The organism is Ralstonia sp. 22111 (assembly GCF_052045895.1).
GTDB lineage: Bacteria > Pseudomonadota > Gammaproteobacteria > Burkholderiales > Burkholderiaceae > Ralstonia > Ralstonia wenshanensis.
Window position 1 is genome coordinate 151,178 of the sequence record NZ_JBQEPR010000010.1, and the last position, 13,512, is coordinate 164,689.

Annotated in this window: 14 protein-coding genes and 1 tRNA gene; 4 read left to right on the top strand and 11 right to left on the bottom strand. The window is 60.1% G+C overall.

Annotation, left to right across the window (positions count from 1 at the left end):
* Window positions 1-8 precede the first annotated feature (8 nt).
* Window positions 9-668 (bottom strand): carbonic anhydrase, encoded by a 660-nt coding sequence (locus tag ACTJK4_RS21815; protein ID WP_232041330.1) that lies wholly within the window; start codon window positions 666-668, stop codon window positions 9-11.
* 147 nt (window positions 669-815) lie between these two features.
* On the opposite strand from ACTJK4_RS21815, the gene cynR reads away from it, so the two are divergent.
* Window positions 816-1,706 carry a transcriptional regulator CynR gene (gene cynR, locus ACTJK4_RS21820; RefSeq protein WP_252692355.1) on the top strand — a complete coding sequence of 297 codons (891 nt, stop codon included), beginning with the start codon at window positions 816-818 and terminating at the stop codon, window positions 1,704-1,706.
* A gap of 137 nt (window positions 1,707-1,843) precedes the next feature.
* On the opposite strand, the gene ACTJK4_RS21825 is transcribed toward cynR, so the two are convergent.
* On the bottom strand, window positions 1,844-2,209 hold the full coding sequence (locus ACTJK4_RS21825; RefSeq protein ID WP_440818915.1) for a hypothetical protein: 366 nt from the start codon (window positions 2,207-2,209) through the stop codon (window positions 1,844-1,846).
* A gap of 704 nt (window positions 2,210-2,913) precedes the next feature.
* Between ACTJK4_RS21825 and ACTJK4_RS21830 the strand changes: the two genes are divergently transcribed.
* Window positions 2,914-3,387 carry a hypothetical protein gene (locus ACTJK4_RS21830; protein WP_252692353.1) on the top strand — a complete coding sequence of 158 codons (474 nt, stop codon included), beginning with the start codon at window positions 2,914-2,916 and terminating at the stop codon, window positions 3,385-3,387.
* Between the two features lie 233 nt (window positions 3,388-3,620).
* On the opposite strand, the gene ACTJK4_RS21835 is transcribed toward ACTJK4_RS21830, so the two are convergent.
* The gene (locus tag ACTJK4_RS21835; RefSeq protein WP_440818916.1) at window positions 3,621-4,067 is read right to left on the bottom strand and encodes a hypothetical protein; all 447 of its coding nucleotides are present in this window, start codon (window positions 4,065-4,067) and stop codon (window positions 3,621-3,623) included.
* Between the two features lie 337 nt (window positions 4,068-4,404).
* Here ACTJK4_RS21835 and ACTJK4_RS21840 point away from each other — a divergent pair, with 337 nt between their 5' ends.
* Both ACTJK4_RS21840 and ACTJK4_RS21845 read left to right on the top strand, forming a co-directional pair.
* Complete coding sequence (locus ACTJK4_RS21840) at window positions 4,405-5,352, top strand: patatin-like phospholipase family protein (RefSeq protein WP_440818917.1); 948 nt, start codon at window positions 4,405-4,407, stop codon at window positions 5,350-5,352.
* A gap of 12 nt (window positions 5,353-5,364) precedes the next feature.
* A complete protein-coding gene (locus tag ACTJK4_RS21845) occupies window positions 5,365-6,258 on the top strand; it encodes a nucleotidyltransferase domain-containing protein (RefSeq protein WP_440818918.1) in 894 nt (297 codons plus the stop codon).
* Between the two features lie 23 nt (window positions 6,259-6,281).
* On the opposite strand, the gene ACTJK4_RS21850 is transcribed toward ACTJK4_RS21845, so the two are convergent.
* The 8 genes from ACTJK4_RS21850 to ACTJK4_RS21885 form a co-directional block, all read right to left on the bottom strand.
* A complete protein-coding gene (locus tag ACTJK4_RS21850) occupies window positions 6,282-7,163 on the bottom strand; it encodes a hypothetical protein (protein WP_440818919.1) in 882 nt (293 codons plus the stop codon).
* 53 nt (window positions 7,164-7,216) lie between these two features.
* Window positions 7,217-7,387 carry a hypothetical protein gene (locus ACTJK4_RS21855; RefSeq protein ID WP_440818920.1) on the bottom strand — a complete coding sequence of 57 codons (171 nt, stop codon included), beginning with the start codon at window positions 7,385-7,387 and terminating at the stop codon, window positions 7,217-7,219.
* A gap of 380 nt (window positions 7,388-7,767) precedes the next feature.
* The gene (locus ACTJK4_RS21860) at window positions 7,768-8,238 is read right to left on the bottom strand and encodes a hypothetical protein (protein ID WP_440818921.1); all 471 of its coding nucleotides are present in this window, start codon (window positions 8,236-8,238) and stop codon (window positions 7,768-7,770) included.
* Entirely contained in the window at window positions 8,235-10,691 is a 2,457-nt protein-coding gene (locus tag ACTJK4_RS21865) for a DUF3631 domain-containing protein (RefSeq protein WP_440818922.1), read from the bottom strand. Before ACTJK4_RS21865 ends, ACTJK4_RS21860 begins: the two co-directional genes overlap by 4 nt.
* 10 nt (window positions 10,692-10,701) lie before the next feature.
* Complete coding sequence (locus ACTJK4_RS21870; protein WP_440818923.1) at window positions 10,702-10,905, bottom strand: helix-turn-helix transcriptional regulator; 204 nt, start codon at window positions 10,903-10,905, stop codon at window positions 10,702-10,704.
* A 201-nt stretch (window positions 10,906-11,106) separates the two neighbouring features.
* On the bottom strand, window positions 11,107-11,844 hold the full coding sequence (locus ACTJK4_RS21875; protein WP_440818924.1) for a hypothetical protein: 738 nt from the start codon (window positions 11,842-11,844) through the stop codon (window positions 11,107-11,109).
* Window positions 11,845-12,020: 176 nt separating this feature from the next.
* A complete protein-coding gene (locus ACTJK4_RS21880; protein WP_440818925.1) occupies window positions 12,021-13,235 on the bottom strand; it encodes a tyrosine-type recombinase/integrase in 1,215 nt (404 codons plus the stop codon).
* A gap of 174 nt (window positions 13,236-13,409) precedes the next feature.
* Window positions 13,410-13,485 (bottom strand) — tRNA-Ala (locus ACTJK4_RS21885).
* Window positions 13,486-13,512: the final 27 nt, after the last annotated feature.

Consider the following 13,512-nt stretch of genomic DNA (forward strand, 5'->3'; position numbering starts at 1 on the left):
GCTGGAAATCAGTGCGCAGCCACGCACTCGGCGGGTGTTGCGGTGACATCGGGATGCGCCGCGAGCGGCACGAACCGGCGAGTCGCGGCGTCGAGCGCGTCGATCGAACCGGATTCGATGTCGTAGACCCAACCGTGCAGATTGAGGCGGCCCTGCGCGAGCGCCAGTGCAACGCAGGGATGGGTCTTGAGGTTGTTGAGTTGCACGATGATGTTCTCGCGCACCATCGAGTCGACGCGAGCGCGCTCGCTTGCATGTTCACGCGACTCGTTGACCAGCTTTGCCGAGTCCGCGTAGCGCAGCCAGTTCGCGACGGCGGGCATATGGTCCAGGCACTTGCACGTCGCGATGGCCGTCATCGCGCCGCAGTCCGAGTGGCCGCATATCACGACGTCCGTCACGCCAAGCGCGGCCACTGCATATTCGACCGTAGCCGACACGCCGCCAGGCTCGGGACCGAACGAAGGCACGATGTTGCCGGCATTGCGAATCACGAACAGATCGCCCGGTTCGCGCTGCGTGACCAGTTCAGGAACCATGCGGCTATCGGAGCAAGAAATGAACAGTGTGCGCGGCGTCTGGCTGGTGGCCAGCTTGCGGAACAACGCCTTGCGTGCGGGCACGACGTCCCGTTGAAACTTCAGAAAACCTTCGATGATCTCTTGCATGGTCTGCTCCGTTCAATCTGGCGTTCGCAACGTCGGTCAGTGCGATGCGTTGAACAGAGAATGGGCCCGCCCCGTCATAGTGTCCAAGACGCGTTTATGATGCTCACCATAGGCAATACCAATAGTTAGAGGACGAGGGAGTTCGCCATGCTGTTGCGTCATATCCGTTACTTCCTGGCCGTCGCGGAACACCGCAATTTCACGCGCGCCGCCGAGGCGCTGCATGTTTCGCAGCCCACGTTGTCGCAGCAGATACGGCAACTGGAAGACGCGCTGCGCACTCAGTTGCTAGACCGTTCAGGGCGGAACGTGCAACTCACGGATGCCGGTGCGGCGTGGATGCGCTATGCGAAGCTCGCGCTGCAGGATCTGGATGCGGGCGTGCGAGCAATACATGACGTCGGTGAACTGAGCCGCGGCAATCTGCGCCTTGCCGTGACGCCGACCTTCACGGCGTATCTCGTCGGCCCCGCGATCGATCGTTTCTATAGCCAGCATCCCGGCATCGCGATCGACATTCAGGAAATCACGCAAGATCAGATCGAAGCGCAGCTCGCCGATGACAGGCTCGACGCCGGCATCGCGTTCGAGTCCTCTCACAGCGCGGAAATCGACAGCGAGCCGTTGTTTCGCGAGACGCTGAGCCTCGTGGTCGGCGGCGGCCACGCGCGCGCAAAGCGCCGCAAGCCGCTGTCAGCGCAGGACTTCGCCAACGAACGGCTGGTGCTGCTGAACAAGGCGTTCGCGACGCGGCGTTACATCGACGAATACTGCTCGCGGAACCAGATTCGCCCTCAGGTCGCCATCGAGGTCAGTTCGATCAGTGCGATCGTTGAGATCGTTCGGCGTGGGCAGCTCGCAACCGTACTGCCCGACGGCGTCGCGCGCGAGCATACCGAGCTGCACCCCGTGCTGCTCGACCCGCCGCTGCCGGCCCGCACGGCCGTGCTGCTGCAACGCAAGGATGCGTATCGGACGGCGGCGACCAAGGCCTTCGTCCAAGTGTTGAGGGAATTGACGGAGAACTTCCAACGCTGATGGGGTGCGCGTTACGTGCCGGTCTCTTCGCTTGGCGCGTCGCGCGCTGTGATCTTCAGCTGACGCAGCACGCTCCCTCTCCCCTGCCCTAACCACTGTGGCATTCCCGCCCGTCACGGGAATGCATCAATCTGTTGTTATTGGCTGTAGCCCCGCCGCTCTATGGCGGCTAACACATCCCACGTCTGCGGATCGACGTCGCGCCCACAGAGCGACATCGAAACGTACGCATCAATCGCATCCACAAAGCCTTTGATGAAATCCGGCGGGAAGGCGTGCGCAGAGAGGTGTTGAAGCTCTGCGCGCAGCATGCCCGGCCGGCATTGGCCGTGGCTACACATAGCGGTGCGTGTGCGCTTGAGATACGCCTGTGCTGCGATGGCGCCGTTCAGGTAGGTGCGGTTTTTGGTGAGCCTGCCTGTGTCGGATGACGTGGGCGCTGGACTGAGTGGTGCGGGTGGAGAAGGGTACGACGCTGGTCGCGTCTCGTCTGCAATAGGCATAGGAGCCTCCGTGAGTATTGACGGGAGGTCCGCCTTCTCGTCGCCAGACGAAGGTGGCGGGCCTGACGGCGGGGCTGGCGAACCGGTACTCACGGCAACCGGCAGACCCGAAGGTCTCCCCACCCGGCCCGCCATAGGAGGCATGCACGAGTGTGCGCGAGCGTATCCGCCAAGCGGACGCTCGTTGTGAGTATGTCGAATCGCCAGACCCGACTGCCGTTGGTGCGGCAGCGCGTGAATTATAGCGACGCGGCCAGCGCCAAAAGTTGGATTCTTGATTCGCCGGCAGCGACGGTCGGAAGGTCTCGCTCCAGCCACAAACAGTGGCGCTTCACCCTGAGAGAGTCGAACGCGAGCGTCAAACACTGGCGTTTCACTGTTTGAGGGCCGGGCGTCAGTGTCAAAGCGTCGAATTCGACCCTCTGAGGGTCGCGTTTGAGCCTCAAACACTCGAACTTCACTGTCTGAGGGTCACGTTCCACTGTCTGAGGGTCGAGTGCCAGTCTCAGAGAGTCGAATTCGAGTGTCCGAGGCTCGCGCTTCACGCTCCAACACTCGAGCGGCGTGAGTGGGCGTGCCCGCCCCATGTGCGAGCGGTTTCGGTCAAATGTTGTGTACAGCATTGCGGTACGCCGCAGCCGTAGCCACCCTCACCGGGTTGTGCCAATCGGCATGACGTTGATATCCGCTTTAGAAGGAACGCAATGTCCCAGAACTTGATCTCGTTTCAACCCAGCGCCACCGACCTGACCGCCATTGACGGTGCGCTGAAGACACTGGAAGAGAAGCTCGTCGGCCTGATTGGCCTGTCAGTCGAGCAGCGCAGCACGCTCATGAAGATGGGCGACAAATCCGAAGCGTTCTGCCGCCAGGCCGTGGAACTGCTGAGCAACAACCCCAGCGTGCTTCCTGCCAATTTCAACCTGCAGGAAATGCGACGTGACCTGGTGGGCTTCGACACCCTGCGCCCTCGCCTCGCCCGCGTGGAGAAGTTGCTGGAACGGATGCAGGATTCGCAACTGGCGATGGGCAGTGATCTGATGACGGCCGCGCTGGAGGGTTACACGTACCTGAAGGTTGCGGGTAAGGGCGAAGGGTTGGATTCGGCGCGACGGACGTTGTCGGCGCGGTTTAGCCGGGGGCCGCGGAAGAAGGTGGAGGAGGTGGCTGGGGAGTGAGGTGAGGGGCTGCTGATGGTGGCCTAGATGAGGAAAAGCCCGCGATGCTGTTTGGCTCGCGGGCTTTTTCTTTGGCGTTGATGCTGCAGCTGTGCGGGGGGGAAGTTGGTGACCGAAGGGCTACCGAATAACTGCTGCGGTGGCGCTTGCTGTCGCCACTCTCAGGTTTCGACACGTCAATGTGCCCCCAAAAATGCCCCCAGCAGGGCGACGCTTTAGCAAGCCGCCCGGAGTTATGGCGCAGCCACCCCAGCTCCTTCGCGCAATATCCGCACGTCGTCCACGGAAAGCCTATGCTCAAGCGGCACTTTCTCTCCATCCCAGACATAGGCTACCCCGTCACCTTGCGGCCGAACAAACACCTGAAACATATACCTATGTCGGTCAGTGGTTTCGACGCTGAAGCTAAAGGTCGCAAGCGGCGGCGTCTCCATCAGGGCTCGCCAGCCTTCGCGATGGTTTTCCAACCAACTCGACAGCAACGATGTTTGCTTCGGTGTTAGCGACATACGATGCCAATGGCCATCATCGTCCTTCACATCAGCTTGAACAGTGACGACCGGTGCAAAATGAATATCGTCAGCTTGATCACAACCGACCACCGCCAACACAAACGCGACCGCGACGACAAATCGAACAATTAGCATCACTGTTCTTTCCTCCTTGTTGCGCTTGGGCACTCAGAATCCCATTATCAATTTCGCGGCGATAAAAATCTGCGCTAACGCGCGGTCTTCGTCGCCCAGGCCCCAGGGATTGGGCGCCCCCTACCCCCCTCTATGTCGACCCACGGCGAACGCAGGGCGCACGTCACTCGATTGTGACGTCACCGGAGTTTCCGCTGTTGACCCGATGCGGGCTCGAAATGATGGGAATCCGGTAGCAGCGCGCGGCCAGACGCAGATGTCAGTGGACGGGGTTGCCGCATATTAGGCAGTGTGTCGGATACGATGCGATTTTCGCAGCTCGCAAGCACGCTGGACCAACACCAGTTAGTCAAAGAAAGGGCATCCGGAAATGACAGAGAGAAATGACGACGCCGATTCAGAGCCCATACTGCGCGTGCTAACCCTAGATGGCGGTGGGGCCAAGGGCTTCTACACCTTGGGGGTGCTCAAGGAAGTCGAGGCCATGATTAGATGCCCACTACACGAGAAATTCGACTTGGTTTTCGGCACGAGCACGGGCGCCATTATCGCTTCACTGATTGCGCTCGGCCACAGCGTCGACGCCATCCTAGATCTGTACCGCCAACACGTACCTGCCGTGATGTCGCAGAGGACGGCTCCCGCCAGATCAGCGGCGTTGAAGAAGCTCGCAAGCGAGGTTTTCGGCGACGCGAACTTCGGCGATGTGAAGACCGGGATCGGAGTCGTCACCGCCAGGTGGCTCACTGAGCGTCCGATGATCTTCAAGGGCAGCGTTGCGCAGGCGCACGGCCGGGTCGGTTCATTCAATGCCGGCTTCGGCGTAAGCTTCGCAGAAGCCGTCAAGGCGTCATGCTCGGCCTATCCTTTCTTCGAGCGCACGACCGTCAGAACCGCCATGGGCGAAGACATTGAGCTGATCGACGGCGGCTACTGCGCGAATAACCCGACGCTGTACGCAATCGCAGATGCTGTGCAGGCGCTCAAGTGCGGGCACAAGGACATCCGGCTGGTGAGCGTCGGAGTAGGCACCTACCCGGACCCGAAGCCGGGGCTGCTAATGCGGCTAGCGAAGAAGTACCTCGTCAGTGTCCAGTTGCTGCAGAAGACCCTGGAGATCAACACGCAGTCTATGGATCAGCTACGCCAGATTCTGTTCCACGACGTGCCTACCATTCGGATCAGCGACTCCTACGTCGCGCCAGAGATGGCGACCGACTTGCTGGAGCACGACCTCAAGAAGCTGGGTATTCTTTTCCAACGCGGTCGGGAGTCATTTGCCTCGCGGGAGAAGCAGCTTCGCGAGTATTTGATGTAGTAGGGGGAAGAGATGCCAATACCAGAATCGCAGCTCGAAACATGGTCGCACCATGGTTCAATCACCCAGTCCAGCAACACCTACAACACGATCAAGAACGTACTGGAAGCCGACACCACACCTTACGCTGGTAAGAACTTCAAGGTGTTCCTCCAAGGTTCGTACGGCAACGCCACGAACATCTATGCTGAGAGCGATGTGGATGTCGTCATCCGGCTTGACGACTGCTTTCAGAGCGACCTGACAAACCTAACCGACGAGGAAAAGGCAGCGTATAAATCCACGTTTCACGACGCGACTTACACGCACGTCGACTTCAAGCGGGATGTCTTGTCGGTGCTCTCGCAGCAGTATGGAGATGCGGTCACGGCTGGCGACAAAGCCATTGCAATCGATGCAAATGGTTCACGCCGAAAGGCCGACGTGATTGCGGCTATCCAGTTCCGCCGCTACCTCAAGTTCCGTTCATCGGATGACTCTGAGTACGTCGAAGGGATTTGCTTATGGAACGGTAAGGGCGAAAAGATTGCGAACTATCCGAAACAGCACTCTGCCAATCTGACGACGAAACATCAGAACACTTCGCAGCGTTTCAAGCCGATAGTACGTGTGTTCAAGAACATGCGAAACCGAATGATTGACGATGGCTTGATCAAGGCCGGCGTCGCGCCTTCGTACTACATCGAAGGACTGCTGTACAACGTGCCAACCGAGAAGCTAACGTCGAGCTACCAAAACTGCGTGGTCAATATCCTGAACTGGTATCGGCAGGAGGCACCGAAGACCGATCTCGTGTGTGCTAATCAGCAATATTACCTGCTGCGCGATGGCTACCATACGTGCTGGACGCAGATGAATTGCGACGCCTTCGTGCAGGCTGCAGTCAAACTCTGGAAAGAGTGGTAAAGCGCGGCGCTTACGCAGGTCTGCTACGGTGCGCCGAGCAGCATGTTATTGAGCGCAGTCTTGCTGGGGACCTCTTTCTCCTCGATCATCCGCACGAGCACCCGTTGCAGTATGTTGAACGTCTGAACGAGGTGCGCGGTGTTGTGCTTCGGTTTCCCGTGCGCGGCGGCAGAGCGCTTGTCGTACAGGTCGAAAATCTCGCGCTGGAGGTCCAGCCGCGCTTCACCGGGCGGGTAGAGGTATGACGCGATGAGCGCCGACACGCGGAAGCGCAGTTCCGAGGTGGAGGGCGAAAACAACGCTTCGAGCGCGCCCCACAACGACACCAGCGTCAGCGAGTGGTGCGGGACAAAGGTGGACAATTCGAACGCCTCCATCGCGAGACGAAAATCCGCGTGGTTCGCCATCAGGGCGACCGCATTCGACCAATGCTTGCGCACCCATTCGAGGTGCGCCGCGTCGTTGTCCGAGTTCACAAGTGCCAGTTCGATGTATTGCTTCGTGGATTCGACCGGCGTGAGCTGGATGTCCTGATCCGGCATTAACGCGACCTCGGAGAGGGAGTGTGTCGACTGCACGAGGAAGCGGATAGTCGGATCGACGCAGAGCCGCAGCACGCTCACGATCGTGCGCGCGACGTCATAGGGCCTCATGTCACCAGGCGGCTTGTAGTGGCTCGGAATGATCAATTCCGCGTGGACATCGAATGCGTCTTGACGGGCCGTCGCCTTCCAGGGTGCCGGGTGATGCTTGCCCGGTGCCTCCGGCGGGTTGAACGCCAACGTGTACGAACTCATCAGGTGCGCATACGTGCGACGCAGGACTAGACCTTGCCCGAGGTCGGTCTCATCCGTGCCGGGCGGCAAGTGCAAGCCGGCAATTCCGGCGTAGAACGTCGCGTTCATGAGTGGTTCTCGTCAGGTGTGGGCAGAGCCCTCATCCTCAGGACTGAGTTGGGTCACGTGGGGAAGCATTGCGCCATCAGTGCGAAAAATGCGGCCTCGGCTTTTTCTAACGCCCGACGCTGTTGAGCCGCCACGTCGGCAAGCGCCAGGCACTGCTTCTCGAATTTCTTCTGCAAATGCTTAGGCGGCAAAACGCTTCGTTTGTTGTCATGTCCTTGGGCCATTGGGACTTTTGACTATTTTAAGGGGGTGCGTTACGAGGCGCTAAGATTCTCGCCGCCGACTATACGTTGGCAACATTGGACATACCTGGGACCACGCGAACACGGCGCGCGTCGTGGGCGCACAAGATGGATTCGCAGACCACGCGTTTCAGCAGCGGTGGCGTTAGAACTTGAAGCGACCTTGTGAAATTCACGCGGCACCGGCGATTTGCCAAAAAAAAAATGGCGGTGCCCAAGGAAGCGTGGTGACCCTTGACTACGGAAGCTGCCGGTTGGTTGACGTAGCGCCGGCTGGTCCAGTGGATAAGAGGCGACCGGTGACAGATCAAGCCCTGTTATAAGCACCAGTTGCCCGATTTTCGCGACGCCGACTGGTACGTTCAGCCCGAGGCAAGACGCACACCACCGACCGCCTGAGCCGCAAGCTCTGCCGCACGCACTAGCTCGCGCCGGTGCAGGAAGTACGCCAAGTCATCGGCCAACGTCGAAGCGGGCTGTCGGGCAACCAAGCCCAGCATGTGCGCCCGTTGGTCGCCCGTCCACCCCTCACGGTCGGCCAGCTCGCCAATGGTCGCCCGCAGGTCAGCCAGCAACCCTGCCACGCGCTCGGGCGACAGAGGCACCACGTAGGGGGTATACGGCCCATCCGCCACAGGGTACCGCGACAGGTCGACGGCGTCACTCGTGGCTCGGCGCAGGTGGGCCACGATCTCCGGTTTGTTGGCGGCAAGCTCGGGTTTCAGTTCCTCTACCGCATCCTTCGGCCCCTTGAAGCGTAGGCGCTCGCCCTCCACCCACAAGGAGATATTCGCCGCCCTGGCCCTGCTCAAAATCTGTGCAGCAGCATTCATAGCTCGCCCTCCGACTCATCCGCAGGCAGCAAACTTTTTTGCTCTTCGGCCACCGCATTTTTTTCGGTTACCAGGTTTCCACCCGCATGATTATTCGGTTTTTGGGTAACTAAAGGCTTCTCTTCTTGGTTACGTAACCGAGCATCGGTTACCTGCGAACCCGCGCTGGCGTTGGGTTGTAACTGAGTAACCAACGGAACGAGGGTAGCGGTCGATTGGGACAAATACCGAGCGAACGCGTCCGCAAATTGCTCCACCTTGTAACCCTTGGATGTCTCGTAGGCGATCTTCACCGACAGGCTCTCGATGCCATACTCGCGCAGTTTTTTGCCCAGCTGCCTGAGGGTCATCTCCTTGCCGCGATTCCAGGTCTTCCAGGGCGCCTCATCGTCTTCGCAGAGCGCTGCCAGCAGGCCAGCCATGGAAATGCGCTGTAACCCTTTGCGGTCGAACACCGCTTTAATGTCCGCCAGTAGCTCTGCCCCAGTGCTTTGCGCTGCCTCCCCCTTGCACAGCTTGATGGCCGCGCTCCGTGCATCGGTAGGCCATGTGCAGCCGACTAGGTCGGCCACGGCAAGCAACGGCTCCCAGTTGTCCTGATCTCGGTCGCCCAGGGCATTGGGCAAGTCGGGGCGAGCAATACGGATCGCAGCGGCGTTGTCGACAGCCCAGCGCGCCAGCTTCGCGCGCAGCGTGTCGAATAGATCGGGTTCGGCATAGCGCAGGCGCTCAGCGGTTTCGTGGGGCATCTTGCGACGCATCTGCGCCACCACGGCGCGGCTCGTGATGGTCTCCGCCAGCTTGTCGGCGTTGATGCCAGCAAGCGCCTTGAAACCGAACACAGAGAAACGCTGGGGGGCGAAATCAGCGCCAGGTGCGGTATTGGCGCGCCAGACGAAAGCGGATTCGCGGGTGTGGCCGGCGTTCATCAGCCCGCGCAGGTCTTCTGCTTCTCTGGTCAGCACGGTCTCGATCTCGTCCACCAGGAGCGTGGGCTTGTACTTCTCGATCATGCGGAACAGCACCGAGGGCGAGATGCCCGCCGCCTGGGCTGGGCGCGGCACCAACTTGCCGACCAAAGTCAACAGTTGCGTCTTGCCACATGCCTTTTCCGGCGCGTTGATGAGCAGGATCGGGCAAACGTTGACATGATCCACCAGCCAGGCCGCCATACACCACAAAGCTGTCGCGGCGACAGTCTCCGGATCGCAGATGATGAAGCGCTGAATGGTGCTTGCGATCTCGGACAGCAGCGCCGCACCGTCTACGGGCTCGGGCCATGGCTCCACATCCTCGAACGGGGCAGCTTCGCGTGCCGCGTCGCCGCGCGCGTTTTTCACCATTCGGTCAAGCGTGCCGACTTGTACACCCATGCGCTCGGCCTCGGTCTTGCGCACGCGATCGTATTCAATCCATGTAAGCGCTGCCATACGGGCAATGGCTTGCTCGTCAGTTTCTGCCGACACAGGATCAGTGCTATTGGACGTGGTTCCCGCAGTCGGGGAGTTTTGCACTACGGTGTCGGTTTTTCCGTTACGGGCGGCCTTGATGCAGGCCATCACAGCATCGGCACCGTAGGCAATGTGCAGGTCGTTGAAGTCGGTAGCACCGTCCGGGCGCTCCGGCCCGAAGTTGGGCACCGCCAGGAGCGCGCCGATTGAATCAGCAGCAACCCGCGCCTTGGTTAAGCCAGGATTGCCCTCCGTCTTGCTGTCGTCGTCAGCACAGACAATGACGGGCACATCGGGCATTTCGGCGCGCAGCGCGTGCGCCACCGCCAGCAGGTTACCCGCGTTCATGGCGGCGGCCACAGGGTAGCCGGTCGTTTCGTGCAGGCTGCATGCTGTAGCCCAACCCTCGCAGATCAGCTGCGGTGTATCCGGCCCCGGCTTGCCGCCCAGGATGCAGTAGCAGTCAGAGACCTTGGCGCCAGTCTTGAATTGTTTCGAACCGTCCGGTCGGATGAATTGCAGGCTATGCAGCGCGCCGGTGGTATCCCACAAGGGGATCAGAAGCGCCTTGCCCAATTGCTTCGCACCCACCGGCTTGATGCCCTTACGCTTGATGTACTCGTGATCATCTTGCACCGCGTCGGCGCGATCCCACAAATCCGAGCATTTGGCGGCGGCTTCCTGCGCTACCTTAGCGCGCGCAGCAACGGCTTCGGCCTTCACCTGTTCGATGCGCAGGTAGTGCGTTTGGCGCTCGGCGTCGGTGAGGGCGTGCTCCGGCTTAGCGCACCACGTCTGGGACAAATTTGTCCGCCAGTCACCGAACGATCCGGCCGGCAGGGCATCGCCGTACAACACGTACCAAGCAGAGCGCTTGCCGCGCTTTTCGTCCGGCCCATCGAAGCGGTGCAGCTTGCCATCAGCCACAATCTCGTCGGGTTGCAGACCGTATTCGGCCATAGCGACGGCGAACTGCTGTTCAAACGGAATGGAGCCGTTCATGAGCAGCTCCTTACGCTTTGTAGTCAGCCGGATTGGCCAGCCAAGCATCGATGTCACCTGCACGCCAACCGACGGCGCGAGGGCCAAGTGCTACAGGCGCAGGAAACGTCTTCTCCTTTACGCGCTGATAAATGGTGCTGCGCGACAGCCCAGTTGCAGCCTCGACCTGCTTGCGGCGCAGGATTTCAAGTGCACTGCGTAGTTGCTCGGCCATGTTTCACCCTTAGTAAGCTGTCCGGGCCAATCCCGGAACACATGGCCATTCAAGGTTTTCAGAGCAGCGGCGAATAGGCAGACGGATTGCAAAAACCCACCCCGGAATAGCTGGTTTGGGGGTGGGCGGGTTCGAAGTGAAAGGGTGGGTGGATGCGGGCAAAGTTAGCGCACCCGTAGCCGCCGACAGGACCTGGAACGTTTATGCTTCGGGGGTCTTGGGGGCCCCACCGTTCGGTTGCCAGTTTGCGACCTTCGCAATTTCATCGACGGCTGTCTCATTCGGCTTACCCTCGTCGTTGGTCAAGCCGTACTCCGCCGCATGCTCACGAAGCCATTTCATTAGCGCCTGCTTGGGGTGCATGCCTCGCGGCACCGTCACTGCTTCCCAGGCTTGCACAGCGGCCGCGAGTTTTGGCGCATAGCGCTCACTGCTTGGGTCAAGATACCCTGGGCCATCTGCAGCCATCGGAAAGAAGAAGCCCGATTTGACGCCGCGTCGAGTCAACCAGCCGATCAATTCATCGCGAGTCACCGTACTCTGTGACCAATCGGGAGTGGACTTGTAAAAGTAACGACCGTCCGAGGTCAGCTCTTCACCTTCCCTTGCGGTGCTGCCACGGCCGTACGGAAGGTCCATCTCTGCGCGGTCGATCTCTTCCAAAAAGTCCAAGTTCCCATACTCGCGGGCCGGATAGCGCAGCGTGGCGTGCAAGCGCCCGTTCATGATGGCGTTGGTCAGCGCAGTAAAAGTGACGCTGTATTTCGGATAGGCTTCTTGAAACGAAGAATCGTCCTTGCAACGATCAATCGTGGTTGGGTTGTAGCCAGCCACAAGTGCCGCAGCATGAGTGACACCGAAGTCCTCATGAAGATTCCACAGCGAATCGATTTCGTCGAGCGCCGTGCAGTCGCGGGGACTGCATTCCAAATTGCTCATAGACCTTTTCTCCAGTTGTTGGTCACCGGGTTAGTACGGTCATTGAGCTGTCTCCTTATTTAGTGGTGGTGCACAGGCAACTGCGGCGAAGCAGGAGCCCGCAATAATCGCGGTGTTACAACGCCCGTGCTGGAAGAATTTGGCTCGTAGAAGAATACCGCCAACTGTAAGGCGCGTTAAGCCACTGAGTGCGGAAATGACAACACCCGCGCGCCGCCCTTGAGTTCATCAAGGTAGTCCGCCCAGCGCTGCATCATTTCCCGCCGTTCCTTCATGAACCGGGTACGGTTGTAGGCCGTACCCAACGCGTCGGGCACCTTGTGGGCAAGCTGGTGCTCGATGACCTCAGGCTTGATGTGCAGCTCTTCATGAAGGATCGTCCGTGCCATCGCCCGGAAGCCATGGCCGGTCATTTCGGTTTTGGTGTCATAGCCCATGCGCCGCAGCGCGGCGTTGACTGCAGCCTCGCTCATCGGCTTTTTCGGATCGCGCCCGGGAAATACATAGCGGCCGCTTCCCGTTAGGTCGGCCAATTCCCGCAGAACGGCGACCGCCTGCGAAGCCAGCGGGACAGTGTGCTCGGTCTTGGTTTTGGTAACGAAATAGCGCCACTCGGCCCGGTCCAGGTCAAACCCATCCCATTCTGCTTTCCGCAGTTCGCCCGGCCGCACAAACAACAATGGTGCCAACAGGAGAGCGCAGCGAACAACGAACGTGCCCTTGAACGCATCGATGGCTCGCAGCAACTCACCCACCTTAGCCGGATCGGTAATGGCGGCGAAGTTCTCGTGTTTGGAAGGTTGCAACGCGCCGCGCAGATCGCCGGAGGGGTCGCGCTCAGCCCGCCCGGTCGCTACGGCGTAGCGGAAAATTTGCCCGCAATTCTGGTGCGCACGATGTGCGGTGTCTAATGCCCCGCGTCCCTCGATCCGACGGAGCACCGTCAGCAGTTCGGGGGCAGCAATCTCGGCAATCGGGCGCCCGCCCAGCCAGGGGAAGACGTTCTTTTCGAGCCGCTGCATGATCTTGTCTGCATGACTCGCCGCCCAGGCCGGCGCCTGCTTGCAGAACCATTCACGGGCAACGGTTTCGAAACTGTTTGACGCACGTTCGACCGTTGCAGCCTTCTGAACCTTGCGATGCACGCTCGGGTCAATGCCGTCTGCCAGCAGCTTGCGGGCGGCGTCCCGGCGCACGCGCGCCTCTTTTAGCCCAATCGCCGGATAGACGCCCAGGGCCAAGCGTTTCTCTTTGCCGCCGAACCGATACTTGAAACGCCAGTACTTCCCGCCAGCAGGTGAAACTTCCAGGTAGAGACCAGCGCTATCTGCAAGCCGGTATGGCTTGTCGCGCGGGATAGCATTCCGTACTGCGGCGTCGGTCAGCGGCATTTGTGCCTCCTGGGGGCATCAGGTCATCGGCTAACCCAATATGCCCCCAAAGATGCCCCCTTGTGCCCCCGGAAGTCAATGGGCTCCCCTGGAATTAATCGGCAACAAAAAACCCCGCAGACATTGAATCTACGGGGTTCGCCGGACTTCCTGAGACTGCTTTGGAATTGTTCTTGGTGGACCGAAGGAGGATCGAACTCCCGACCTCCGCATTGCGAACGCGGCGCTCTCCCAGCTGAGCTATCGGCCCGTGGAAAATGAGTCTACCCGAACTCCC